Raw genomic sequence first — 25,447 nt, 5'->3', positions numbered from 1 at the left:
GTGTAAGCGCGGTCAGCCGCGCGATACGATGCGGCTCTCCGGTCACCCAAAAGCTCACTCAGCCAGACGCGCAAGATGATGCTCGGCGGTGCCGAATTGCACGTTCATGACGCTCAGCCGCTTGAAGTACGCCCCCACGTTCAACTCCTCCGTCATGCCAATGCCGCCATGCAGTTGAATCGCGCCCTGACCGACGATGCTGGCCGCCCGCCCGAGTTGCAACTTCGCCATCGATTGCAGGCGTGAGGCTTCTGGCAGGTCGTCGGCAATGGCCATGTTGACGGCGAGCGCGATGGAGCGGGTCTGCTCCAGTGCCGCGTACATATCGACCTGCCGATGCGCGAGGGCCTGAAAGCTGCCGATGGGCCGGCCGAATTGCTGGCGCGTCTTGAGGTAATCGAGCGTCGCGTCGTGCAGCACCTGCATTGCCCCCATCGCCTCACCGCACAGCGCCGCAATGCCCCAGCCGAACAGATCGTCGATCACCTCGGCACCACGCCCGGGCTCACCCAGCACGCTCTCCTGACTGAGTGCGACCTGATTGAATGACAGATGACACGCACGGCCCCCGTCAAGACGAGTGAATGCGTGCTGCGTGAGTCCCGGTGCATCGGCGGGCACCAGCAGCACCGTAAGCCCGTCGCGCTCGTGCGCTGCCCCTGCGCTACGGGCCACCACGATGAAGAGACCGGCTGAGGGACCGTCGAACACCATGTGCTTGTCGCCGCTGAGAACCCAGCCACCAGCCACCGCGCTCATTGATGTCTGCGACCAGTACCGGTTCTGCTGCGCCCCCTGTTCGTAATATGCGAATGCGGTGCGCAGCTTGCCTTCTGCGATACCCGGCAAGTGGACTGCCTGCTGCGCGGGCGTGCCATGCGCACTGATGGCGCGAGCGCCGAGCACTCCCGTGGACAAGAACGGCTCGGTGGCCAGTGACTGCCCGAGCGCTTCGGTAATGAGCATGGCTTCGACCGGGCCGCCCCCGATGCCGCCCATGGCCTCGGGCAGCAACACGGCGAACCAGCCCAGTTCCGCCATCAGTCGCCAGTCGTCTTCGCTGAACCCTGCGGGGCTGGCGATGAGCTTGCGGCGGCGCTCGTAGTCGCCGTGAGCACGCGCGAAGTCGAGCGCGCTGTCTTGCAGCATGCGTTGCAGTTCGTTTGTCGAGAAGTTCATGGCGCGCTCACAATCCCAATACCTGCTTGGCCAGCACATTGCGCTGGATTTCGTTGGACCCGCCCCAGATCGAGACCTTGCGCAAATTGAAGTACGCCGGGCCTGCGGCGGCCGCACCTTCGGCAGTCACCGAGGCGTCGTGCTGGCCGTCGAGAAACGCCTCGTCGAACGCCGCGATGTCGAGCGCCATGCATTCGAGTGCGAGCTCGCTGATGGCCTGCTCGATTTCGGTGCCGCGAATCTTCAGGATGGACGCGGCCACACCCGGGCTTTGACCGGCGTTCATCGCGCTGAGAAAGCGCAACTCGGTCAGCTCCAACACACGCAACTGCGTTTGCAGATCGGCAAAGCGAAGGCGAATGGCCTGACTGGCCCACAGGCTGTCGCCGGTGCCATCCGTGCGTTCGCGCGCAAGGTTTTCGAGTTGACCGAGCAGTCGCCGCGAGCGCGCCACGCCGGAAATCACGAAGCGTTCGTGTTCGAGCAGGAACTTGCCGTACGACCAGCCGACCCCTTCATCGCCAACGCGTTGCGATACCGGTACGCGCACGTTGTCGAAGAAGACCTCATTGACCTCGGCGTCGCCATCGAGCAAACGAATCGGCCGTACTGTGATGCCCGGCGACTTCATATCGAGCAGCAGGAACGAGATGCCTTGCTGCGGCCGCGCCTCATGACTTGTGCGCACGAGCGCGAACATCCAGTCGGCCCACTGTGCCCACGTGGTCCAGATCTTCGATCCGTTCACAACGTAATGGTCGCCATCGCGCACTGCACTCGTCTTGAGCGAGGCAAGATCGGAGCCCGATCCGGGTTCCGAATAGCCCTGACACCACCAGTCCTGATTGGCCAGAATGCGCGGCAGAAACCGCTGCTTCTGCTCGTCGTTGCCGTAGGTGTAGATCACCGGGCCGACCATGTTGACGCCGAACTGCACGAGCGGCGGGCAGGGCAGCGCACCGTACTCTTGCGCGAAGAGATACTTCTGCGCAGGGCTCCAGCCCGGGCCGCCGAAGGCCACGGGCCAGTTCACGGCATACCAGCCCTTGGTGCGCAGAATGTCCTGCCAGCGCACGTAGTCTTGTTTGTGCAGGCGTTTGCCGTGTTCGACTTTCCGGCGGATGTCTTGCGGCAGATGACGCGTGAGGAAGTCCCGGACTTCGAGACGAAACTGTTCTTCCTCGGGACTGAAACGCATGTCCACGATGGGGTCTCCTTGTTTTTATCGGGTACGGCGACACCGCGTCACGCTAGACGACGTTGTCCCGGTGCAGTTGTGTGATGGCGTCGGACGACAGGCCAAGCACTCGCGCCAGTACGTCGTCGGTGTGCTGGCCGAGCATCGGCGCGGGCGACGCGTCGGTTTGCGGCATGCCCGAAAACTGCACGGGCTGGCGCATCACCTGACTTGCGCCGAGTACCGGGTGGGTGACATCGGCGACGACGTGGCTGCCCTCGATCGCCTGCGCAATATCTTGAATGGGCGCGGCAGGTACACCAGCGCGGGTCAGCGCATCGACAGCATCGACCACCCGCTGCGTCTTCGACCAACGTTCGATGTGAACACGCAGTTCGTGATCGTGCTGGCTGCGCGACGTGTCCGTGACGAAACGTGGGTCGGTGCACAGATCAGGCGCGCCGATCAGCAGGGCCACGGCGTGGAAGAGCTTGTCGTTGGCGGCGGCGATGACGAGATGGCCGTCGCGGGCCTCGTAGGCCCCGAACGGCGAACTCATGGGGTGCCGGTTGCCAACACGTGCAGGCACCTTGCCGCCGAACAGGAATTGCGAGAGTGCCGTGGGTTGGATGGCAATCAGCGAGTCGAGCATCGCGACATCGATATATCGTCCGCTGCCGGTGCGTTCGCGCGAAAACATCGCGGCCATGATGGCCCACGAGGCGTACAACCCGGCGCAGATGTCGCCGATCGATTCGCCTACCATCGTGGGGGCACCGCCGGGTTCGCCGGTCACGCTCATGATGCCGCTCATGGCTTGCGCGACGACGTCGTAGGAGGGACGTCCGGCGTTGACCCCCTGTTGGCCGAAACCCGAGATGCTGCAATAAACGAGCTTGGGGTTGAGCGCGGAGAGTTGCGTGTAGCCGATGCCGAGACGCCCGGCCACACCCGGTTTGAAGTTCTCTACGACAACGTCGCAGACTTGCGCGAGCCGCTGGGCGAGTTGCTGCCCGTCAGGATGCTTGAGATCGAGCCGAAGGCTCTGCTTGCCGCGATTGTTCAGCACGAAGTTGGCGCTCTCGCCCTGAACCATCCGCCCCATGTAGCGCTGGTCGTCACCGGCCGGAGGTTCGATCTTGATGACCTCCGCACCGAGATCGGCCAGCATGGCGGTGCAATACGGCCCGGCCAGTACCCGCGTGAAATCGAGAATGCGAACGCCTTGCAGCATGCCAGCCTGCATGTCGGACTCCCTGTCTTGTGAGAAGTGAGGCGGCGCACGGCCCGTATGGTGGCGGGCGGTGCGCCTGACGCGTGTGATGCGTCGATTGGGGGCAGCGTCAGATCAGTGCCAAATCAGCGTTTAGTCGGCACGCCGCGCGGGCATGAAGGCCACGGCGACGAGCGTCACGACGGCGGCGCCCATCACGTACAAGGCCGGTGCGAACGCGATGCCCGTGGTGTAGGTGATCCACGTGAGAATGGCGGGGGCAAAGCCGCCGAGCAGCGTGACGGCCGCGTTATACGACAGCGACATGCCGGAGGAGCGTACAGCCGTCGGGAAGATTTCCGAGAGTGCGGCGGGCGCCACGCCGACGAAGAGCGAAATCATGGCGCAGAAGGCTGATTGCACGATGACAAGCGTGAGCGTCGTGTGCGATGCGCCGAGCCACATCATCAGCGGATACACGCCGACGAGCAGCGCGATTGCGCCGAGACGCAGCATCGTGCGGCGGCCAAACTTGTCGGAGAGCGTGCCGGACAACACGCAGCCTGCCGTCAGGAAGAAGTTGCCGATGAATGCCGCGAGAAACGCCTGCGAGCTGGTGAAGCCCATCGACTTCTGCACGTAAATCGGCATGAAGATGATGAGGGCGTACGGGCCAGCAGCCCACAGCACCGAGAGACCGAAACCGATCAGCAGTTGCGCCGGATGCTCGCGCAGCACCTGAAGCAACGGGGTTTTCTTGACGTCACCCTGTTGCTTCATGCGTTGGGCTTCGAGCTTGAAGTGCGGCGTTTCGTCGAGCGCCTTGCGCATCCACAGGCCAACCGGTGCAATCGCCAGACCGATGATGAACGGAATGCGCCAGGCCCATTCGGTGATCTGATCATGCGTGAACACGGTCGTGACGAGGGTGGCCACCAGCGCACCGAAGATGTTGCAGATGCCCATGCTGGCTTGCAGCCACGACGCATACTGGCCTTTCTTGTCGGCCGGGGCATGTTCAGCAAGAAACGCGGTCGCGCTGCCGACTTCGCCGCCGGCAGAGAAGCCCTGAAGCACGCGGCCACAGACGATGAGCAGCGGCGCACCGACGCCAATGGCCGTGTAGGGCGGCGCAATGGCGATGAGCAACGTGCCGAACGCCATCAGCATGATGGTGAGTGTGAGGGCGGCCTTGCGGCCCTTGCGGTCGCCATACGAGCCGATCAACAGCGCACCCAGCGGGCGGGCGACGTACCCGAGCCCGAAGGCGAGAAACGACCCCATCAACTGCACGGTCGGGTTGCTGTCGTGAAAGAAGTTCTGCCCGATATAGACGGCAAAGAGTGCGTAGATCGTGAAGTCATACCACTCCAGCGCGTTACCGGCCGACGCGGCGATGATGGCGCGGCGGCCCGCGTTCCCCTGTTTGGGGTGGGCGCGCGGCACAGGCTCGGCAGCCGGGTCGATAAGCACGTCTTTCATGTAAAGGTCTCCAGGCGGATGTCGTTCCGGCAAAGCGCTTGCGCCGCCGGGATAATCAGGATGCTAGGGAAGTTCGGGGATGACGTCGTGCGACTTAATATTCGAAAGACATAACACCACGTTAAGGGTTGGCTAGGCACTTGCTAGGTCTTGGCTAAGGGCTGCGCGGCAATCCGCTGCGCAACCTTCTCCATCACATCGGGTGGCGGCACTGCACGCGTCCAGTCGGGGCGGTCGCATGCCCTGCGTGTCGCGTTCAGCCCGAGCTTGGTGGCCACACCGTCCTGCTTGATCGGCTCGGACCGGTCGGTGCGCCCGCCGGGAATCACCAGCATGTCGCGGTCGGGCCGCATGCGGGTGGCGACGGCCCATTCGACTTGCGAGGCGTTCCACGGATCGACATCGTCGTCGACGACCGTGATGTTCTTGATCAAATTGACGCTGCCCCACAACGCGAACATCGCTTTCTGGGCGTCACCTGCCCGATGGGCGCTCAGGCTCACGACGGCGTTCAGACGCCCGCAACCGCCGTGGCCGACGGCCACCTCGCGCACGGGAATCGCGACGGCGCGCAGCGTGCGCGCCAGCCCCGCAGCGATGGCGACGCCGCCAATCAATGTGTGCTCCGGGTAATAGCCTGGCTCGATGATCTGGAACAACGCGTCGTTGCGGCGGGTCAGGCAATGGAACGTCGCTACCGGGCCGCTGCCATACGGTTCGTACATGCCGTGAAATTCCGAGACGAGCTTCTCGTCGTGCTGCTCGTCAATATCGAGCGTGCCTTCCAGCACCCACTCGCAGGCTGCGGGTACGTCCAGCGGGATAGTCTTGCAGGCGACCGTGCGAACCGGTTCACCCAGCAGCGCACCGGCGCAGTCGAGTTCGTCATCGCCCAGACGCAAATACAGCGCGGCGGCGATCAGCACCGCAGGATGGTTGCCGACGGTTACCGCAATCGGCAAGGTCTCCCCACGTGCCTTGGCTTCGCGCGCCATGACCGCAAGGTGATGATTGGGGGCGATGCCCACCATGCCCCGGTTACCGTCGAGCAGTTTGACGCGCGCAAACGACACATTGCCTTTGCCGGTGCGGCTGTCGCGCGTGAAGATGACGCCCGCCGTGATGTACGGCCCGGTCTCACCCGGGAAGAACAGCGGCGCAGGGACTTCACGCCGCAGGTCAGGCGTGTGGATCACGGTTTCCTGACAGGCGCCGTGTGCCACCCGCTCCGGCGCAATGCCGTGCTCGATGGCCGAGACGATGCGCTGTTGCATGTCGGTACGCGAGATACCGAGGCCCAGCGCAATGCGTTCCACCGAGTTCAGCAGATTGCCGATGGCCGCCTGCGCGTGACCGGTCACGCTGTCGAACTGCACGGCAGGCCCTTCGGCCAACTGCGCGAGCCACGCCGAGATTTCGAACTGCGGATCCACGGGTTCGCCGACCCGCAATAACTCGCCGCGTTGTGCGAGAACTGCGATGAACGGACGCATCGACTGGGCGTCATCGGGGTTGCGATCGGTCGAGCCGTTCGCTGCTGCCGGGGCATGAAGTGGGGACATATCAGAAGGCCATCCGCATGCCGACACCGGCGGTGTTGCCGCTGGAGTAATTGGTTGCGCGATCTTGCATGTAGGCCGCGTACAGGTCGGTGCGTTTAGAGAGACGGTAGTCGTAGCCTACCGACCACGTCGAGCGGATCGGGTCGCCCCGGCCGTGGCTCTTGGCGTACATCCACGAGGCGAGCAGGGCGCCATTGCCGATCGGCACCGATGCGCCGATTTGCCCACTGTGGGTATTCAGGTCGCCGCTGTCGATGCCGTCGTGCAAGTATTGATAGAGCGCGGTGATCTTGACTACCGAGAAGTCGTAACCCACGGCGGCCATGACTGCCGACTGCAAGTTGAACCCGGCGATTTGCGTGTTCAGATCGCCCGGCGTCTTGTCGTAGCGCACTTGCTGATACGCTACCGTCGCCGAGAACGGACCATGCGCATAAATGGCGTTGCCACCCCACTGGTTCTGCCCCTGCGCACCGGCCTTGTTGCCCGTGCCGTAGATCAGGCTCGCCTGCCAGTCGGTGCCGCCCGGCGTCGTGTAGAGCAACGAGTTGTTCCAGCCGTTGTCGCCTGCCAGCCCCTGACCCGAGACGCCCTTGTACATGTGGTTGAGTACCGGGGAGAAGGCGAACGAGGTCGCGAACGGATTGAAGCGTAACGCCGAGACGTAATACGGCGTGGTGTTGCGTCCGAGCAGGAACGCGCCAGCCGGTGTCGACAGGCCGACGTAAGCATTGCGGCCGAAGAATGTGTCACCGGCAAAGCGGCCCGTGCCGCCGTTGTTCGGTTGAAAGAACGCTTCGAGGGCGAAGACGGCTGCATAACCGTTGCCCAGATCCTCTCGCCCGCCCATGCCCCAGAAGCTGGTCGCCATGCCGCCCGGGCTCACGTTCCACGCGCGCTCTTTGCCAAGGGCCTTTTGCGCCGCGACGTAGACGTCGACCACCCCGTACAGCGACACGTTCGATTGCGCGGCGGCCATCTGGCTCGCCCCTGCTGTGGCAAGCGCCACGCCCGCCCCGATCCACCAATGTTTGATTTTTTTCATGAGTTTATGATTAGTACTATTAATTAAATAATCGTAGGGATGGAATATGGTTATCGCGCCCCTCTCGGGGCGCCGGGCGGGCGTGGACCGTCTGCGGTTTCTGCGTCAGTCCGCGGGTGCCGTCATTGCTGCGGCGTTGAGGCGGTATCGATGCGGCCGATGCCCTTCAATCCGACTTCATCGAGCGCTTCTTCGTAACCGGCATCGGCATAGCGCAGCACCCCGCTGGCCGTGTCGTTGGTCATCGACAGGCGCAGGCGATCGTCGGCCTGCGGCGTGCCATCGGCCACGACAGTGACGCCCGCACTGGTCATGTAGCCGCTGTAGCCGCCGCCGCCCGAGTGAATCGCGACCAGATCGGCGCTCGACGCGCAGTTGAGCATGGCATTGAGCAGGGGCCAGTCGGCAATGGCATCGGAGCCGTCGCGCATGTTCTCCGTCATGATGTTCGGATGCGCCATGGCGCCTGCATCGAGGTGATCGCGCGTGAAGGCGATCGGTGCGCTCAGTTCCCCGTCACGTACCATCCGGTTGACCTCCAGCGCCAGCTCGGTGCGCTCGCCGTGCCCCAGCCAGCCGATGCGGGCAGGCAGTCCTTCGAACGGCACGTATTCGCGTGCGAGGCGAATCCAGTTCGCGACAATCTGGTTGTCGGCGAAGCGCCGGAGCAGAAAGTCGTCGATCTTGCGGATATCGTCCGGGTCGCCCGACAGCGCAATCCAGCGGAACGGCCCGATGCCGCGGGCGAACAGTGGGCGCAGGAACGCTTCGGTGAACACCGGGATGTCGAACGCCCGCGCCACGCCGCCTTCCTTGGCATGCGTGCGGATCAGATTGCCGTTGTCGAACACCACGGCACCCTTGTCCTGAAAGCCGAGCATGGCGGTGACGTGGCGCACGATGGACGCGCGGCTCTCGCGCATGAGCGTGTCGGGGTCGGTCTTGCGCAGTTCGGCCACCTGCGCGAGCGTGTAGCCGTGCGGCACGTAGCCGTAGACGAGGTCGTGTGCCGACGTCTGGTCGGTGACGATGTCGGGCACGATGCCGCGCGCGAGGATTTCGGAGAACACGTCGGCCGCGTTGCCGAGCAAGCCGACCGAGATCGGCGCGCGTCGTGCCTGTGCGTCGCGAATCAGGGCGAGTGCGTGATCGAGATCGTCGGCGCGGCATTCGAGGTAGCCCGCTTTCATGCGCTTCTCGATGCGCTCGGGGTTGATCTCGACGGTCAGGATGGCCGCGTTAGCCAAGCGGCCCGCAAGCGGTTGCGCGCCGCCCATGCCGCCCATGCCGGCGGTGAGAATGAAGCGGCCATGCAGGTCGCCGTCGAAATGCCGCTCGGCAATGCGCGAGAAGATCTCGTAAGTGCCCTGAATCACGCCTTGCGAGCCAATGTATTGCCAGTCACCGGCGGTGAGGCCCCCCCAGCAAATCAGGTTCTCCTTCTCCCAGCGGTAGAAGTTCTCTGCGCGCGCCCATTGGCCGACCATATTGCAGTTGGCCATGATGACGATCGGCGCACGGTCATGCGTTTGCAGCACGCCGATGGGCTTGCCCGACTGCACGATCAGCGTCTGGTCGTCTTCGAGCGTGAGCAACGCCCGCACCATCGCGTCATGCGACGGCCAGTCGCGCGCGGCACGGCCCATCGCCGCGTACACAATCAGATTGTCGGGATCTTCGCCAACGGCGAGCACGTTTTCCAGCAGGCGCAGCAGCGCTTCCTGACGCCAGCCCTTGCAGCGCAGGGTGGTGCCGTGCGGAATCGGGAATTCTCGTTTCATGCCTGTGCCCTCAGCTCGCCAGTGCGTAATCGGTGAAGTTCATGCCGAGTGCTTTCTCGACCACGGGGTAGACCGACGGGTCGCGCACACTCGACGAGAGCGGAATCTCCCCTTTGTGCACGTGCAGAATCACGACCTCCATGCCCTCGCGCAGCTTGCCTGCGGACACGGGGTTGCCGTCGGTGTCGAGCGTGGTGATGACGTCGGGGTAGCAGGCAATGCGCTCGCCATGCACGTCGGTGACGGCCATATGCTCGTTCATCACGTGAATGACGCGCCGGTTCGGGCCTTCGCCGATCTCGACGGTGCCGATGTCGAAGGCTTCCTGCGTGTAGGCCAGCGTGTTGCGCGCGACTTTGCCGGTGCCGATGAGGCTGCCGCGCGTTGCTTTGCAGATCGCGTCGATCACGGCGGCGCCGCGCTTGGGCTGCGCGGCGAGAATGGCCTCGCCGAGCGAGAGTGCCATGCTGATGCCCCCGAGTGCCGCGTGGCGGCGCACGTATTCGGCACGAATTGGGTTGCGGCAACTGGCGATGAAGCCGCCCGCCATGTCGGCGGCTTTGCGCAGCACGGGCGAGACTTTGGCCGTGGCACCGTGCACCGTCAGTTCGATATAGGCGTTGTTGGCGCGGTTGCCGCCGACGGCGCTCTGGATCATCGGCGCGGGCGAGTTGGCCAGCCCCAGCGACCCCATATCGCCGGTGGGATGCGCACGCACGTCGCCGACGGCGTCGATGACTTTGGTGCCGAGCACTGCGGACGGCAGCCACGCGTTGAGCGTGCTCGACATACCGTTCTGCCCGATGATGAGGCCGTACAGCGATTCACCCAGCGCGTCTTGCACGCGCTGGGCGGCCTTCACGTAGTCGATGCCGAGCATCTCCCAGTCGGTGAGCCCGCCGGGGGCGCCGATGGCGGCGGCCGTGGCGATCCACGCGTCGTCCGGCACTTCGTCCATCGTCACCAGTTCCGGGCGGCCAAGGGTGACGGCCAGCGTGCCGAGCTGGCGGCCATGTTCCGCCCAGCCGCCACCGCCGCACGCAAACACTGAACCGCCCAGCACGGCGGCTTCGACATCCTTCAACGTCAATACGCGTCCCATCCGAATTGCTCTCCTCGTTCATTGGCAACGCCCAAAGCGCGTTGCGTCGAGGAGATTATGAGAAAGCACCCGGATAATGTCGTCGCGTCATTTATACGCACCATATAACTTCATGTTAAGGGTGCGCGGGACGTCAGTCGGTGGGCTCGTGTTCGTCGTTTTTCTTGGGATTGCCGGTATGGCGCGGCCGCCAGCCGGCGTCGAGGGCACGCAGCACACGCACGAATTCCTGCGCGAGCCGCGACATCGGCTCCAGTTGAAGATGGAACACGTTGACCGGCACATTGACGGTGTCGACGATCGGCACCGTTACGACGTCGGTCCAGACCGGGCCTTTCACGGTCATTTCGTCGACCAGCGCCACGCCCGCAGAGGCCTGCACCAGCGCACAGGCCACGTGCGCCTGCTGCACTTCCACGACCGGTTCGGGCTGCTGGTCGGGGCCGCCGAACATGTTGCGGGTCAGCATCCCGAATGGGATATCAGGGCTGTAACCGATGAGCGGCTCTTTGGCGAGTTCGGCCATCGTCACACTCTCGCGGGTGCTGAGCGGATGGTCGGAGGGCAGGGCCGCGACAATCTTGTTTTCGTAGAGCGGGATGGTCGCGAGGCTCGGGTGATCGACCGGCATATACGCCACGCCCAGCTCGACCTGCTGACTGAGCAGCGATTGCAGCATCACACTCGGGATCAGCGTTTGCAGCACCACGCGCACTTCCGGATAGCGGCGGCGAAACGCGGCGATGGCGCGCGGCAGCAGCGACTGCCCGAGGCTGGGGCTGCACGACAGGCGTAGTTGCCCGTCGCGGTTCTCCGCCAGATTCTCTGCCACCTCGTTCACGCGCTGCACGCTTTGATAGAGCGTGGTGACCTCGGTAAAGAGGCGCCGTGCCTCGGGCGTCGGGTACAGCCGCCCCTTGATGCGCTCGAAAAGCGTGAAGCCGAGCCGTTGCTCGGTATAGGAAATCAGGCGGCTGACGGCCGGTTGGGACACGAACAGAAGCTTCGATGCCCCGCTGATCGATCCGCTCAGCATGATGGCCCGGAAGACCTCGATCTGCCGCAGGTTGAGTTTCATACCCTTAACTTTTTGTTAATTGGTGCGCATATTTAAGCATAAGACGTTTGGCCGAACCACTCATTACACTGGCGCATATCTTTTCAACACGCTGGAATAACGCGGACAAACGATGAGCGATTTTGATTGGGTGATGCGCGGCAATCTCGTCGATGCCGACGCAATCGTGGTGGATGGCTGGCTTGCAGTGCGCGATGGCAAGATCGCCGCACGCGGCCAAGGCACGGCACCGTCGGCGAAAGAAGTGATCGATGCGCGCGGGCAGTGGGTGATGCCGGGCGTGGTCGACGGCCAAGTGCATTCGGGCAGTCAGCGCGATCAGGAAGGGCTCGGCATGGCCTCACGCGCGGCGGCGGCCGGTGGGGTGACGGTGATGGTCGACATGCCGTACGACGACCCGGAGCCGGTGGCTTCGCGTGCACAGCTCGACGCCAAGATTGCGGAAGTGGAGCGCGACTGCCATGTGGATGTGGCGCTGTTCGGCACGCTCAACGATACGCATGGGCTCGATGCGGCGGCCGGGCTGATCGAAGGCGGCGTGTGCGCGTTCAAGTTCTCGACGTTCGAAGCGACGCCGGGGCGTTTTCCGCGTGTCGAAGAAGACATGCTGTACGAAGCCTTCCGCCGCATCGCGCCATCGGGCATCGTGTGCGGCGTGCACAACCAGATGCAGGACCTCACGCGCAAGAACGTCGCGCGTCTGATCGAGGCGGGCGATACCGGCTGGGATGCCTTCCTGCGCGCCCATCCGCCGCTGATCGAGAACCTCGCGACGGCATTGATCTACGAGATCGGCGCCGAGACGGGAGCGCGTGCGCATGCGGTGCACGTATCGACCTCGCGTGGTTTCGAGATCTGCAACATGTATCGGCGCGCCGGTCATCAGGCGAGCATCGAGACGTGCGTGCAGTACCTGATGCTCAATCACGAAGAACACACGCGCCGCTTCGGCGCGAAGACCAAACACTATCCGCCTATTCGCCCCAAGGCCGAAGTTGACCTGCTCTGGACGCACATCGCTGCGGGCGAATGCACGTTCGTGTCGTCCGATCACGTGAGCTGGGGGCTGGAGCGCAAGGAGAACCCCAACGTGTTTCGCAATTCGTCGGGTGGCCCGGGGCTGGAAACGTTGTTGCCCGCGTTCTGGACCGGCTGCGAAGAACACGGCATTTCGCCCACGATGGTCGTCAAGCAGTTGTGCCGTAACCCGGCGCAACACTTCCTGCTCGATGACCGCAAAGGCACCTTCAATGTGGGGGCCGATGCGGACGTCGTGATCCTTCGTCCGGAGCGCTACGCTTACGACCCGTCGACGAGCCTGTCGGCCGTGCGCTGGAGTTCGTTCGAAGACCGCGAGTTCACTGTGCGTGTCACGGGGACGTGGTGCCGTGGACAGCAGGTGTTCGACGGGAAGGGCATTGTGAATCAGCAGGGCGACGGGCAGTTCCTGCGTCCGCGTTTGCGTTGAACAGCGGGGAAAACGAATCTATGTCGACAATGAATCAGGACGCCATCGTCCCTATGCCGCCGCTCAATGCAAAGCGACTCTGGGACCGCGTGGAAACGCTCGCCAAGTTCACACGCCCGGACGTGCCGTGGACGCGCCGCGCGTTTTCACCGATGTTTCTCGAAGCGCGCGCATGGCTGCGTCACGAGATGGAAGCGGCCGGCCTTGACGTGCATCAGGACGAAGGGGGCAATTTGATCGGGCGCATGCCCGGGCGCGATGCCTCGAAAGCGCCGCTGGTCACCGGCTCGCATTGCGACACGGTGGTGGGCGGCGGGCGCTTCGACGGCATCATCGGCGTGCTCGCAGGTATTGAAGTTGCCCATACGCTCAAGGAGCAAGGCATCACGCTGGCGCACCCGTTCGAAGTGATCGATTTCCTCTCGGAAGAGCCGAGCGATTACGGGATCTCCTGCGTGGGCAGCCGCGCGCTCTCAGGCGTGCTGTCTGCCGAGATGCTCGCCGCGCGCAATGCCGAGGGCGAGACGCTGGCCGATGGCATGCGCCGCGTCGGCGGCGACCCTGACCGGTTATCGCAGCCGCTGCGCCGTGCGGGCGAGACGGCCGCGTTCGTGGAACTGCATATCGAACAGGGCCCCGTGTTGGAATCGCGTGGGCTGCCGATCGGTGTGGTGACCAACATCGTCGGTATTCGCCGTGTGCAACTTGTTGTGCACGGTCGTCCGGATCACGCTGGCACGACGCCGATGGACATTCGTTGCGATGCGCTCGTTGGCGCCGCCCGCATCATCGACGCAGCCCATCGACTGGCGAGCGAACTCAGCGGCAATCCGCACTACGTGGTGGCTACCGTAGGCCGCATCGCCATGACGCCGAACGTGCCCAACGCGGTGCCGGGGAGTGTCGATCTGGTGCTTGAGGTGCGCAGCGATAACGATGACGTGCTTGCCGGGTTCCCCGAGCAGGTGCTCGAAGCGGTGGCGGCGGATCTCGTCGCGCTGCGCGTGCATTGCACCAGCACGCCGTTGAGCCGCTCGAAGCCGACCGATTGCATGCCGGTGGTCATGGACGCGGTGGAGCGCGCTTCGCAGCGTCTGGGCTACCCGTCGATGCGCTTGCCGAGCGGCGCCGGTCATGACGCCGTCTACGTGGCGCCGACCGGCCCGATCGGCATGATCTTCATCCCATGCCTGAACGGCCGCAGCCACTGCCCGGAGGAATGGATCGAACCCGAGCAGTTGCTCGACGGGACACGCGTGCTCTTCCAGACGATTCGCGAACTGGACGAAACACTCGCCGCCTAGCGGTCCCGCCTTCCTCCAATCTCCGTCAGAACGTATGACGAATGCCGAGCGAGACACCTACCTTGCTGCCGTAGGTGCCTTGCGAGGCAATGAGCGTGTACCGGCCGCTGATGTTGTTGCGGTCGACTTCCAGATACACGTCGGTGCGTTTGCTCAATTGATAGTCCGCCATGCCGTAGACGGCAGTGCGTTTGCCACCCGGCTGCGCCTGCCAGTCGACGAAGCCGCCCACGCCAAGCGTGAGTGCGGGAATCGGGTTGTAGCTCAGGCCGAGCAGCATCACGTCGTTGCGCGTTTCCACTTCACTCAACAGGCTGTGCAAATAGCCCGCCGTGGCTCGCCACTGCCCGACCGCCGCCCCGGTCGAAAAACCGTACGTGTTGCGTGACTGCGTGCCGTCGGCCGAGGTCAGGCGTTGATAGAGCAGCGTGCCGTTGACGCTGCCGGCGGTATAGCCGGCAGTCACGCCTACGCCGGAATTCGCATGCTCGTTGCCGGCTGCGTTGCCGAACGTGTAAGCCGTGCCCAGCGAAAAGCCACCCGCATCGAGGGTGTACTTCACCGTGTTGTCGAGCCGGCTGCCGACGTAGTTGCTCGCCACGATCAGCGTGTCGAGATTCGGATTGTTGAAGATCTGCGCAGCGCCCATGGCCTGATAGCCCACGCTGTACTGCCGCCCGATCGACAGCGCGCCGTAGCTGCCGCGCAAGCCGACAAATGCCTGCCGCCCGAACATCCGGCCGACGCCGTTCGACGAGTCCTGCCCGAAGCCTGCGGCCTTGGTGCCTTGCAACGACGTGCCGTCGCCTAGATTGAAACCGCTCTCCAGCACGAAGAACGATTCGAGATCCGGGGCGATCTGCTCCGTGCCCTTGATGCCAAAACGAGACCCCGTGAACGACCCCTGTGCGACGCCGAACTGGCGTGAGGCGCTGGCGTTGGCATTCGTCTCGTAGCGAACAGCATTGTCGATCAGACCGTAAAGCGTGACATCGGCGTGCGCGCTGACAGGGGCGAGCATCAGGGGTGACAGGCAGGCCGCGGCGTACGCGAGGCGGCGTCGTGTTGCGAAAGGCATGAAGGGTGTCTCCGGAATGTTTTAGTTGTGTGGCGTGTTGCGATGCGGGTCAGACGGGGAGGCTACTTCGGTGGCGCAGTACGTGCCGCAACGGCAAAAACGGCGCTGGCCGTGGCAAGCCACTGACCGTCGTCGTCCAGCACCTGCGCCTCGCAGAACGCGAGCGTGCGGCCACTGCGCCGCACCTGCGCGTGGGCCGTGATGCGCCCGCGCGCGGGGCGAAGGTAGTTGATCGTCAGGTTGGCGGTGCCGAGGTTATCGACCGCACCGCTCGCCCGGGTGGCCATGCCCATCGCGGTGTCGAGCAGCGTGGCGATCAGGCCGCCGTGGGCGTTGCCATGGCGGTTGGTGTGTCGCGGGAGGACCTCGCAAGTCAGAACGACGCGACCGTCTCCCGCTTCGACCAACGTAAAGCCCTGATCGAGGCAGAACTGCGATTCGATGCGCAGCGTAGCGGCGGGCAGTGTCATTGCGCGGTGGCGACGCACAGCAGCGGGTTGAGGCCGGTGCGCGCCACGCGGCTGGCGAGTTGCCGGCCAAGCGCTGTCTCGCAGGCTTGCGAGGCGGCCATCATCGCGTGCAGATCGATACCGGTGGCCACGCCCATGGTTTCCAGCACGTTGATGAAATCTTCCGTGCAGACGTTGCCGGTGACGCCGCCCCCGTATTTCACCTTCGCAGGGTGGCCGCCGACGCCGCCGAAGGCTACGTCGAAATGCGTCACCCCGGCCTCAAGCGCCGCGAGGTAATTTACGATGCCGGTGCCACGCGTGTCGTGGAAATGGGCAATGGCGTGCACGTCGGGGAAGGCCGCAAGCATCTGCGCGAACAACGCTTTCGTCGACGCCTGTGTCGCGACACCGATGGTGTCGCCCAGCGTGACGTACTTCACGCCGAGTGCCGCAAAGCGCTCGACGTCCTGCATCACGCGCGCCGGATCGATGGCCCCTTCGAACGGGCAGCCGAACGCGACCGAGATCGTCCCCACCATCCGGAACTGGCCTCGTGCAGCGCTGGCCATTTCGGCAACGCGCTGCCACTGGTCCTCACGAGACTGCTTTAGGTTGCGCTCGGAATGCGCGTCGCTGGCCGAGACGAGCAGGCTGATTTCGTTCACACCGAAACCGGCGTCGAGATCGGTCAACGCACGTTCGACGGCGCGCGTATTCGCACACGTCGCCTTGTAATGCACGCCGTCCACACGCGGCAACTGTGCGAGCAGCGCGCTGGCATCGGCGAACTGCGGGACGACCGCCGGGTTGGAGTAGGACGTGGCTTCCACGCGACGAAAGCCAGCCTTCGCAAACTGATCGATCAACGCACGCTTCGTCTCGGTCGCAACGAATTCGCTCTCGTGTTGCAGGCCGTCTCGGGCAAAGCACTCGCACAGGGTGATGTCGGACATGTTCTCGCCGGCGCAATGCGCCAATTCGGGTTCTGATGGCACGAATGAAATCATCTAATGTGATGCAATGTCAAATAATTTATAAATCGATGAGCGGTGGTGAATTGTTTGTTCGTTTTGTTTTATGGCGTTGTTTGGCGATTCGAGATGGATGGTTGATTATTTTGTTTGACGAAGTCACGTTTAGTGGATTAGGCTGGGCGCCATACCTGAATGACCTTCTGTCGATGAACCCGATGTCCCGATCCATGACCCTTCCCGAATCGTTGCTAGTAGAAGATCGCGGCGCCGTGCGCGTGATCACCATGAACCGTCCCGACAAGCGCAACGCGCTGAATAACGAACTCACGCAGGGTTTGCTCGAGGCGTTGCGAGACGCCGACCAGAACCCCGCAGTGGGCGCGATCGTGCTCGCCGGTGCCGGGCAGAGTTTCTGCGCGGGGGCCGACGTCAAGGAATTTGGTGGCTTTGTGGCGGGCGGCACTGATGCTGACGCCGCGCAGTCGGCGCTCAAGCGCGCTCACCTGACGACCTCGTTGCACCGCGCGTTCACCGAGATCGGTACGCCGGTCGTCGGCGCAGCGCAGGGATACGCCATGGGCGGTGGTGCAGGGCTGGCGCTGGCGTGCGACCTGCTGGTCGTCGGCGAGAGTCTCAAGCTCGGTTACCCGGAACTGAAGCACGGCATCGTGGCGGCCATCGTGATGGCCAATCTGGTGCGGCAGGTGGGGCGTAAGACGGCCTTCGAGCTGGTCTCGACGGGCGATACCGTCGACGCATCACGTGCGATGGCGCTCGGCATTGCCAATCGTGTCAGTCCCGACGCCACGTTGGTGGACGATGCCGTAGCACTTGCGGCGCGCCTCGCGGATTACGACCCAGTGGCCATGACCGCAACCAAGCGCCTGTTCCATCGCGTGGTCGACTTGCCGCTCACGCAGGCGTTTGACGTCTCGCTCGACACGAACATGATGATGCGCAGCTTCCGCAAGCCCGCGCCGAAGCAGTCATGAGCGGCCCGATGAAACCGCTCGCGGGCGTCACCATTCTCGAACTGGCGCGCGTGCTGGCTTGCCCATTCGCCGACATGATTCTGGCGGAGCTAGGGGCGACGGTCATCAAGATCGAACAGCCGGGCAGCGGCGACGAGACGCGAACTTTCGAGCCGAAAGTCGGTGACGAGTCGGCGTACTACTTCGCCTGCAATCGCAGCAAGCAATCGGTCACGGCCAATATGAAGACCGAGGCGGGACGCCAGATCATTCGCGATCTCGCGGCACGCGCCGATATCGTGCTGGAGAACTTTCCCGTCGGCACGCTGGCGCGCTATGGCCTTGATCAGGCAACGCTGCGTGCCGCACATCCCAAGCTGATTTACGTCTCGTGCACGGGCTTCGGGCAGACCGGCCCGTATGCGAAGCGCAAGGGCTACGACACCGTCTTTCAGGCGATGGGCGGGCTGATGAGCCTGACGGGCGAGCGCGGTGGCGGCCCAGTCAAGCCGGGGCTGCCGATTGCCGATCTGTCGTCGGGTTTGTGGATCGCGATTGCGATTCTGAGCGCGTTGCAAGGCCGCACGCAGACGGGCACTGGCTGTCATGTCGACTTCTCGATGCTCGACGGTCAGGTGAGTCTGCTCACGCTGGCTGCCGGTCGCTACTTCGCGCTGGGCGAAGTGCCGCCGCGTCTGGGGACAGAGCACCCGGGACGTGTGCCGTCGGCAACGTTCGCGTGCAGCGACGGGGCTTACGTGCATATCACCTGTAGCGATCAGCACTGGCTGCCGTTGTGCGAACTCCTCGGGCTGGACGCGCTGGGCGCCGATGCGACGCTGGCAACCAATGCGGGCCGCGTCGAGCATCGCGAGCGCGTCATGGCGGCGCTGAGTGAGGCTATCGCCGGGAGAGCGCGCCGCGAACTGTGCGATGCCTGCGACGCCGCCGGTGTGCCCGCTGGCCCGATTCAGCACGTCGACGAGGTGCTGGCCGACCCGCACGTGTTGGCGCGCGGCATGGTGGGCGAGTTCGATCACCCGAGCGTGGGCAAATTCGGTGCGCTGCCGGTGCCCTTCAAATTCGATGGATTCGCCGATCCGGAAGTCGGCCGCCCGCCGCTGCTGGGTGAACACACCGAGCCGGTGCTTGCCGGACTTGGCTACACACCCGAGCAAATCGCTGGGCTGCGCCGTGACGGCGCGATCTGAATTCGCTATTTCGTTTGACTATCGCCGCGGGCGAACAGGGAAGCAAGACGTATGAAAGTTTGGGAGACATTGCAGATCGAGCGCAGCGACGCCGTGGTCGAGATCGTGCTTAACCGGCCGCAGCAGCGCAACGCACTCAATGCCGTCATGTGCGACGAGTTGCGCGAGTGCGTGCAAGCGCTGCGCGACGATGCCACGGTGCACTGCGTGATCGTGCGCGCCAACGGACCGGTGTTCTGTGCGGGCGCCGATCTGAAAGAGCGTCAGGGGATGGGGCCGGACGAGGTGCGCGCGCGCCGCGTCAAGGCGTTCGCGGCGTATGACGCGATCGAACAGATCGGCAAGCCGTGCATCGCGCTGGTGGAAGGTCCGGCCATCGGGTCGGGCGGCGAGATCGCCATGGCATGCGACTTCATCGTTGCCACCGAAGCTGCGGCATTCCGTACGCCTGAAGCGCTTTGGGGCACGGTAGGCGCGACGCAGCGCATGCCCCGTGCGGTGGGCAAGCGTCTCGCCAAGGACATGGCGTTCACCGGACGCACGCTGAACGCGCAAGAGGCGCGCGAGGCCGGTCTCGTGGCTCGCGTTGTCCCGGCGGACGAGGCGCTTGAGTGCGTGCGCGGCATGGCGCAAGCGATTGCCGGTGCCCCGCCGTTGGCGATGCATCTGACCAAGGATTGCATCGACCGGGGCGTCGAGACAGACGCGGCCGGCGCGCTTGCCATCGAACTGCTGGCGATCGACACGCTGCTGCAAAGCCCGGACTGGGGCAAGAAAATCGCGAACTTCGGCAGTGTCGCTGGCAATGGTGAAAAGACGGGAGGCCGCCATGCATGAGGATCAGAGCGGCGTGGGACATGACGTGTATGCGCGCCAGTTCGGACTGGAAGGGCCGGTCACGTTGCCGAACGTGCTTGCCGACCGGGCGCGCTTGACGCCTGCGGCTGAGGCGCTGGTCATCGATGGCGAGCGAATCGATTACCGCACGCTCGCGCAGCGCGTGGAGCAGGCGGCTGCGCGCATGGTCGGGCTGGGTATCGGCCACGGCGAGCACGTGGGCATTCTGATGGGAAACTCGGTGGATTGGGTGGTGCTGTTCTACGCGGCAGCGTCGATCGGCGCGGTCGCGGTGCCCGTCAATACGCGCTTCAAGTCCGATGAGCTGAATTACTGCCTGAGTCAGGGCGATGTGCGCGTGCTGTTCTATGTCGACACGTTCCTGAATATCGATTACACGCAACTGCTGCGCGGCGTAGAGCCCGGTTTTGACAGCCAGTTGCCGGGCAATGTGCTGCCGTTGCTGCGCCGTGCTGTGATGGTCGGTGAAGGTAAGCACAGTGCGCGCGAACTGCCTGCCGGTGTCGAACGCTTCGATGCGCTGCCCGATACCCCGGTGCTGCGTGCCGAGGCCGCGCGCCGTGCCGCAGCGGTAGATCCTGACGACGTCTTGCTGATTCAGTACACATCGGGCACCACGTCGTTCCCGAAGGGGGTGCTGCTGCGCCATCGCAACATGCTGATGAATGCTGCCGCATCCGCCTTGCGGATCGGCGTGCAGCCCGACGACCGGTATTTCAGCGTGCGTCCGTTCTTCCATGTGGCGGGCACCACGATGTCGCTGCTGGTCTCGCTCGTGACCGGGGCCTGTCTGCTGTCGGTGCCGTCGTTCGACGTGGCGCGTGTGCTGACCATTCTCGATGAGGAGCGCTGCACGCTCACGTCGGGCAACGACACGATTTTCCTGATGATGATGGGGCACCCCGAATTCCGGCGCGAGCGCATTCATCTGCGCGGCGGCTGGGCGGCGGCTGGCCCCGAGATCATGCAGAAGATTCACGACGTGATGGGCGTGCCGTACATGGTTGGCGCCTACGGGCAGTCGGAAGCCTCGCCCAACGTGGTGCTTAACGACTGGCGCGACCCGCTGGCGCTGCGCGTCGGTGGCTGGGCGAGCCCGCATCCGGGTGTCGAGATCCGCACGGTGTCGGCCGAAACCGGCGAGGTCACCGCCGCCAACGCGCCGGGTGAGATTCAGGTGCGCGGCTGGGGCGTGATGAAGGGCTACTACAACAAGCCGAAGGAGACCGCGCAGGCGCTGGGCGACGACGGCTGGTTGCGCACGGGCGATCTCGGTGTCATCGACGACGAGGGGCGTTTGCGCATGATCGGGCGGCTCAAGGACGTGTTTCGTGTCGGGGGTGAGAACGTCGCACCGGCCGAAGTAGAAGAGACGCTGTTCACGCATCCCGCCGTGCAACTCGCCCAAGTGGTGGGCGTTCCCGACGCGCGACTTGGCGAGGTGCCGGCGGCATTCGTCGTGCTGCGCCCGGGCGCCGAGGTCACGAGCGAGGCGCTGATCGACTGGTGCAAGTCGCGCGCCGCCAATTTCAAGGTGCCCCGTTACCTGCGCTTCGTCGACTCGTTCGACGGTATCGGCATGACGGGAAGCTCGAAAGTGCAGAAGAACAAGCTGCGCGAGTACGCCATACGGGAGTTCGGTTTGTCCTGATGCCAGAGAGCATCTGAACCGGCTCATCAAAACAATATTGGAGGAGACATGACTTCATCTACGACGACGGCCTCACAGCCGTTCGCCGCCGCGGCGCACGCCGCTGTGCCAGATATACAGGGTGTGGAGGAGGCGACGTATCGCAAGATCGCGTGGCGCATTCTGCCGTTGCTGTTCGTTTGCTACATCATCAACTACATCGACCGCGCCAATATCGGCATCGCGCAGATTCAGTTCAAGGCAGATCTGCATTTCAGCGATCTGGTCTACGGCATCGGCGCCGGGCTGTTCTTTGTCGGCTTTCTGCTCTTTGAGGTGCCGAGCAATCTGATGCTCGCCCGCATGGGCGCCCGCAAGACGCTGTTGCGCATCATGACGCTGTGGGGTGCGGTCTCGTGCGCGATGATGTTCGTGCGCACGCCCATGGAGTTCTACGTCGCGCGCATGCTGCTCGGTGCGGCCGAGGCGGGTTTCTTTCCCGGCCTGATCCTGTATCTGAGCTACTGGTTTCCGGCGGAGCGCCGGGCGCGCGTGACGGCGCTGTCGTTCGTTGCCATTCCGATTGCGACGATGATCGGTGCGCCGACCTCGGGCTGGATCATGCGTCAGTTTCACGAAGTGCATGGTTTGGCAGGCTGGCAATGGATGTTCCTGCTTGAAGGGTTGCCGGCCATTGTGCTGGGCGTGGTGGTGTTCTTCAGTCTGGAAGACCGCCCGGAATCGGCCAAGTGGCTGACTGCCGATGAGAAGGCGAGACTCACGCAGGCATTGAGCGTTGAGCGTGCGCAGAAGGCGGGTAAGACCGCGCACGGCCACGGGAAAGGCGGCACGCTGGCAGCACTCGGCGACTGGCGTGTCTATGTGGCGGGGCTCGTATCGTTCTGCGCCTATGTGCTGGCCAGCACCATCGCATTCTTCGCGCCGGTGGTGATTCAGGCCACGGGCGTGCGCGACACCTTCCACGTCGGGTTGCTGTCGGCGCTGCCGCCGGTCGTCGGTATCGTTGCCATGCTGATCGTGAGCCGTCATTCCGACCGCCATAGCGAGCGTCGCTGGCACGCAGCGTTGCCGCTGATGTGTGCGGCGATCAGCCTGATGGTCATGCCCTATATGTCGCACAACCTCGTGCTGGCGGTGCTGCTGCTGGCGATTGCCACGGCGGGGCATTTGTCGAGCCTGTCTGTGTTCTGGACGATTCCGTCGACATATCTCGCCCCGGCCAGCGCGGCCGCCGGTATCGCCGTGGTGAGCAGCATCGGGGCGCTGGGCGGATTGGTCGGGCCGAGTGTCATCGGCTATATCAAATCGGTCACGGGCAATCTGGCGTTGGGGTTGCAGGTGGCGGGCTGCATCGTGCTCTTCGGTGGCTTCTTGCTGCTGGTAGGGATTCCTGCGCGCCTGCTGCCCAAGACTGGCACGGGCCGCGCGTAACGTGAAGTCAGGCGCACCCGTGCTCGCACGGGTGCGCGTTTGACCGGGCATTGGCGAGGCGATAGCATGACGCCATCCCAATCCCGGCGCTCCCGTCACATGCCCAAGTCCAACCCCAAGCCTTCGGGCTCACCTGAACCGGTGAGCGCAGCACCTTCCGACTTGCGGCAGCTCACGTCGTTTCAGTTGCGTCAACTGACGAACATCTACACGAAGGGATCGTCGAGCGTCTACGAGCGAAACTTCGGTCTGACGCTTAACGAGTGGCGCTCCATCGCGCTGCTGCACAGCATCTCCGGCATGTCGCTCAATCGGCTCGCCGAGCAAGCGCAATTTGATCGTGGGTTGATGAGCCGCACTGTCACGACGCTTGAAGCCCGTGGCATTCTCCAGCGCAGCACCGACAGCTCGGATGCGCGCGGCGTGGTGATCTCGCTGACGGCGCATGGCCGCGATCTCGTCAAACAAGTCTTTCCCGTGGCTGAGGAGCTCAACGATCGCCTGCTGTCGGTGCTCACACGCGCTGAGCGGGATGCCTTGCCGAAAATACTTGATAAGCTCACGTATCAGGCGAGGATCATGCTTGATCAGGAGCGGGAAGAGGCGGGTGATGGTGATTAATTCACCGTTATTATCGTTGTAAATTATTTGACTTTGTATCATATGTCCCTTAGATTGACGTGCATCGTCAATGCGCGCTCGCGCGGCAATTCCAGGGACTCTTCATGCTTCAGACCCGACTCACCCGCCTGCTGAACATTCAATATCCCATCATTCAGGCCGGGATGAGCTGGGCCTCGTCAAATGCGGCGCTGCCCGCTGCGGTGTCGAAGGCCGGTGGCCTCGGGGTGATTGCCGCCGGGCCGATGTACCTCGACGCGTTTCGCGCGACCGTGCGCGAAGTCAAAGCCGCGACCAACGGCGCGTTCGCCGTCAACATTCCGCTCTATCGTCCGCAAGCCGAGCTATTTCTCGACGTGATCGAAGAAGAGGGCGTGCCGGTGGTCATCGCCTCGCAAGGCGGGCCGAAAGCACATCTGGCGCGTTTTCATGCACGTGGTGTCCGATGGATTCACGTGGTTTCGACGATGGCGCATGCCCGTAAGGCAGCAGATGCCGGTGTCGATGCGCTTGTTGTTGTCGGCGCGGAAGCGGGTGGGCATCCCCCCGCTAACGGCGTCAGCACGTTGGTAGCCGTGCGTCGCGCGGTGCAGGCATTCGACCTGCCGATCGTGGCGGGCGGCGGTGTCGCCGATGGTTATGGCGTGGCGGCGCTGCTCGCGCTCGGTGCCGATGCCGTGCAGTTGGGGACACGTTTTCTGGCAACCCGCGAGGCCGGTGTCCACGAGAACTACAAGCGTGCAGTGCTCGATACCGATATCGATGCGACGGCGCTCGTCGGCGTGCGCGGCTTGCCGGTGCGCATGACGCGCAATCGTTTTGCCGAGCGCGTGCTGCAAGCCGACCGTGACGAACCGGACGCCGACGCCTACGATGCGCTGTTCAAATCCAGCTCGCTCAAGCAGGCAGCGCTCGATGGCGACATCGAATGGGGGAAGGTGGAGCTGGGGCAGTCAGCCGGGCTCATCGACGATCTGCCCGGTGCGGCCGACGTCATGGCGCGGTTGGTGGAAGAATACGAAGCCGCAGCGCGACGGATTGCCGGTTGAACTACGGGGCTCAAGCCCCGAGGGCGCGGTAACGCCGGCTCAATGCCGAGAGCAGTGCGTTGCCCGCCAGCGCAAACAACATCAAAAACAGCGCGACGGCCATGATCGTGTCGATATTGCCCAGATTCATCGCATTCGATAGCTGATGGCCGAGCCCCTTTTGCGAGGCGAACATCTCGCCGATCAACACGCCGAGCAGCGACAGCGAGAATCCCAACCGCGCGCCCGACAACACTTCGGGCAGCACGGCAGGCAGCACGACGCGCAGTGCAATCTGGCGGCGCGACAGATGCATTGCGTGGGCCGCGCGAAAATACACAGGCTTGATCTGCCGGATGCCGTTCATCGTGAAGATGAGGATCGGGATCAAGCCGTGCATCACCCCGAAGGCCACCTTGGCCGCGAGCCCCAGACCGAAGATCAGCAGCACCAGCGGATACAGCGTCACCTTCGGCAGCGAATACAAGTTGATAAGAATCGGCTCGGCCACGTTGGCGGCGAGGCGATTCGCCCCTAGCCCCAGTCCTAAGGCAATGCCGCCCGCGACGGCGATCACCAGTGCGTAGATCAGCGCGAGGCCAGTCTCCGCCGCGTCGTCCCAGAACGACGCCGTGCCCATCATCTGCCAGAGCCCTTGCACCGTGGCCGAGGGGGAACTGAGTGCTGCGCCGTTGAGCCAGTGCACCGCTTGCCACACGCCAATCAAAACGAGCAGGACGGCCAGTGTGCCGAGCGGGTTGGGTTTTTTCGTTTCCATGCG

Annotated in this window: 22 protein-coding genes; 9 read left to right on the top strand and 13 right to left on the bottom strand. The window is 63.9% G+C overall.

Annotation, left to right across the window (positions count from 1 at the left end):
- Positions 1-54: 54 nt before the first annotated feature.
- From AT302_RS18940 to AT302_RS18900, 9 genes are all read right to left on the bottom strand, one after another.
- On the bottom strand, positions 55-1,179 hold the full coding sequence (locus tag AT302_RS18940; protein ID WP_058379775.1) for an acyl-CoA dehydrogenase family protein: 1,125 nt from the start codon (positions 1,177-1,179) through the stop codon (positions 55-57).
- 7 nt (positions 1,180-1,186) lie between these two features.
- On the bottom strand, positions 1,187-2,383 hold the full coding sequence (locus AT302_RS18935) for an acyl-CoA dehydrogenase family protein (RefSeq protein WP_058379774.1): 1,197 nt from the start codon (positions 2,381-2,383) through the stop codon (positions 1,187-1,189).
- Positions 2,384-2,429: 46 nt separating this feature from the next.
- The gene (locus AT302_RS18930) at positions 2,430-3,602 is read right to left on the bottom strand and encodes a CaiB/BaiF CoA transferase family protein (protein WP_058379773.1); all 1,173 of its coding nucleotides are present in this window, start codon (positions 3,600-3,602) and stop codon (positions 2,430-2,432) included.
- Between the two features lie 120 nt (positions 3,603-3,722).
- Positions 3,723-5,051: an MFS transporter gene (locus AT302_RS18925; protein ID WP_058379772.1), complete on the bottom strand. Its 1,329-nt coding sequence runs from the start codon at positions 5,049-5,051 to the stop codon at positions 3,723-3,725.
- Between the two features lie 143 nt (positions 5,052-5,194).
- Entirely contained in the window at positions 5,195-6,613 is a 1,419-nt protein-coding gene (locus AT302_RS18920) for a UbiD family decarboxylase (RefSeq protein ID WP_058379771.1), read from the bottom strand.
- Between the two features lies 1 nt (position 6,614).
- Positions 6,615-7,658, bottom strand: coding sequence for a porin (locus tag AT302_RS18915; protein ID WP_058379770.1), 1,044 nt, complete (start codon positions 7,656-7,658; stop codon positions 6,615-6,617).
- Between the two features lie 122 nt (positions 7,659-7,780).
- Positions 7,781-9,439, bottom strand: coding sequence for a urocanate hydratase (locus AT302_RS18910; protein ID WP_058379769.1), 1,659 nt, complete (start codon positions 9,437-9,439; stop codon positions 7,781-7,783).
- A gap of 10 nt (positions 9,440-9,449) precedes the next feature.
- On the bottom strand, positions 9,450-10,541 hold the full coding sequence (locus tag AT302_RS18905) for a DUF917 domain-containing protein (RefSeq protein WP_058379768.1): 1,092 nt from the start codon (positions 10,539-10,541) through the stop codon (positions 9,450-9,452).
- Positions 10,542-10,674: 133 nt separating this feature from the next.
- A complete protein-coding gene (locus AT302_RS18900; RefSeq protein ID WP_058379767.1) occupies positions 10,675-11,619 on the bottom strand; it encodes a LysR family transcriptional regulator in 945 nt (314 codons plus the stop codon).
- Positions 11,620-11,731: 112 nt separating this feature from the next.
- On the opposite strand from AT302_RS18900, the gene AT302_RS18895 reads away from it, so the two are divergent.
- Both AT302_RS18895 and AT302_RS18890 read left to right on the top strand, forming a co-directional pair.
- Positions 11,732-13,087, top strand: coding sequence for a dihydroorotase (locus AT302_RS18895; protein WP_058379766.1), 1,356 nt, complete (start codon positions 11,732-11,734; stop codon positions 13,085-13,087).
- A gap of 20 nt (positions 13,088-13,107) precedes the next feature.
- Positions 13,108-14,391, top strand: a complete 1,284-nt coding sequence (locus AT302_RS18890; RefSeq protein ID WP_237171967.1) for a Zn-dependent hydrolase — start codon at positions 13,108-13,110, stop codon at positions 14,389-14,391.
- A gap of 25 nt (positions 14,392-14,416) precedes the next feature.
- Here AT302_RS18890 and AT302_RS18885 read toward each other — a convergent pair whose 3' ends face one another.
- The 3 genes from AT302_RS18885 to AT302_RS18875 all read right to left on the bottom strand — a co-directional run bounded on the left by AT302_RS18885 (position 14,417) and on the right by AT302_RS18875 (position 16,874).
- A complete protein-coding gene (locus AT302_RS18885) occupies positions 14,417-15,469 on the bottom strand; it encodes a porin (RefSeq protein WP_058379764.1) in 1,053 nt (350 codons plus the stop codon).
- 62 nt (positions 15,470-15,531) lie between these two features.
- Positions 15,532-15,939: a PaaI family thioesterase gene (locus AT302_RS18880; protein ID WP_058379763.1), complete on the bottom strand. Its 408-nt coding sequence runs from the start codon at positions 15,937-15,939 to the stop codon at positions 15,532-15,534.
- A complete protein-coding gene (locus AT302_RS18875; protein ID WP_058380431.1) occupies positions 15,936-16,874 on the bottom strand; it encodes a hydroxymethylglutaryl-CoA lyase in 939 nt (312 codons plus the stop codon). Before AT302_RS18875 ends, AT302_RS18880 begins: the two co-directional genes overlap by 4 nt.
- 248 nt (positions 16,875-17,122) lie before the next feature.
- Here AT302_RS18875 and AT302_RS18870 point away from each other — a divergent pair, with 248 nt between their 5' ends.
- From AT302_RS18870 to AT302_RS18840, 7 genes are all read left to right on the top strand, one after another.
- A complete protein-coding gene (locus AT302_RS18870) occupies positions 17,123-17,887 on the top strand; it encodes an enoyl-CoA hydratase/isomerase family protein (protein ID WP_058379762.1) in 765 nt (254 codons plus the stop codon).
- The gene (locus AT302_RS18865; protein WP_237171966.1) at positions 17,884-19,077 is read left to right on the top strand and encodes a CaiB/BaiF CoA transferase family protein; all 1,194 of its coding nucleotides are present in this window, start codon (positions 17,884-17,886) and stop codon (positions 19,075-19,077) included. Before AT302_RS18870 ends, AT302_RS18865 begins: the two co-directional genes overlap by 4 nt.
- Positions 19,078-19,128: 51 nt before the next feature.
- A complete protein-coding gene (locus AT302_RS18860; protein ID WP_058379761.1) occupies positions 19,129-19,914 on the top strand; it encodes an enoyl-CoA hydratase/isomerase family protein in 786 nt (261 codons plus the stop codon).
- Positions 19,907-21,586 (top strand): AMP-binding protein, encoded by a 1,680-nt coding sequence (locus tag AT302_RS18855; protein WP_157125832.1) that lies wholly within the window; start codon positions 19,907-19,909, stop codon positions 21,584-21,586. The genes AT302_RS18860 and AT302_RS18855 overlap by 8 nt, the downstream gene beginning before the upstream one ends.
- Positions 21,587-21,634: 48 nt before the next feature.
- Complete coding sequence (locus tag AT302_RS18850) at positions 21,635-23,017, top strand: MFS transporter (protein ID WP_058379760.1); 1,383 nt, start codon at positions 21,635-21,637, stop codon at positions 23,015-23,017.
- Positions 23,018-23,083: 66 nt separating this feature from the next.
- Positions 23,084-23,638, top strand: a complete 555-nt coding sequence (locus AT302_RS18845; protein ID WP_084656325.1) for a MarR family winged helix-turn-helix transcriptional regulator — start codon at positions 23,084-23,086, stop codon at positions 23,636-23,638.
- A 104-nt stretch (positions 23,639-23,742) separates the two neighbouring features.
- Complete coding sequence (locus AT302_RS18840) at positions 23,743-24,687, top strand: NAD(P)H-dependent flavin oxidoreductase (protein WP_058379758.1); 945 nt, start codon at positions 23,743-23,745, stop codon at positions 24,685-24,687.
- A 10-nt stretch (positions 24,688-24,697) separates the two neighbouring features.
- Here the strand turns inward: AT302_RS18840 and AT302_RS18835 are convergent, their stop codons facing one another.
- Positions 24,698-25,444: an ABC transporter permease gene (locus AT302_RS18835; RefSeq protein ID WP_058379757.1), complete on the bottom strand. Its 747-nt coding sequence runs from the start codon at positions 25,442-25,444 to the stop codon at positions 24,698-24,700.
- Positions 25,445-25,447 lie beyond the last annotated feature (3 nt).

Source organism: Pandoraea norimbergensis (assembly GCF_001465545.3).
Classification (GTDB): Bacteria; Pseudomonadota; Gammaproteobacteria; order Burkholderiales; family Burkholderiaceae; genus Pandoraea; species Pandoraea norimbergensis.
The sequence above is the reverse complement of the archived record's forward strand: the minus strand, read 5'-3'. Positions and strand labels throughout refer to the sequence as shown.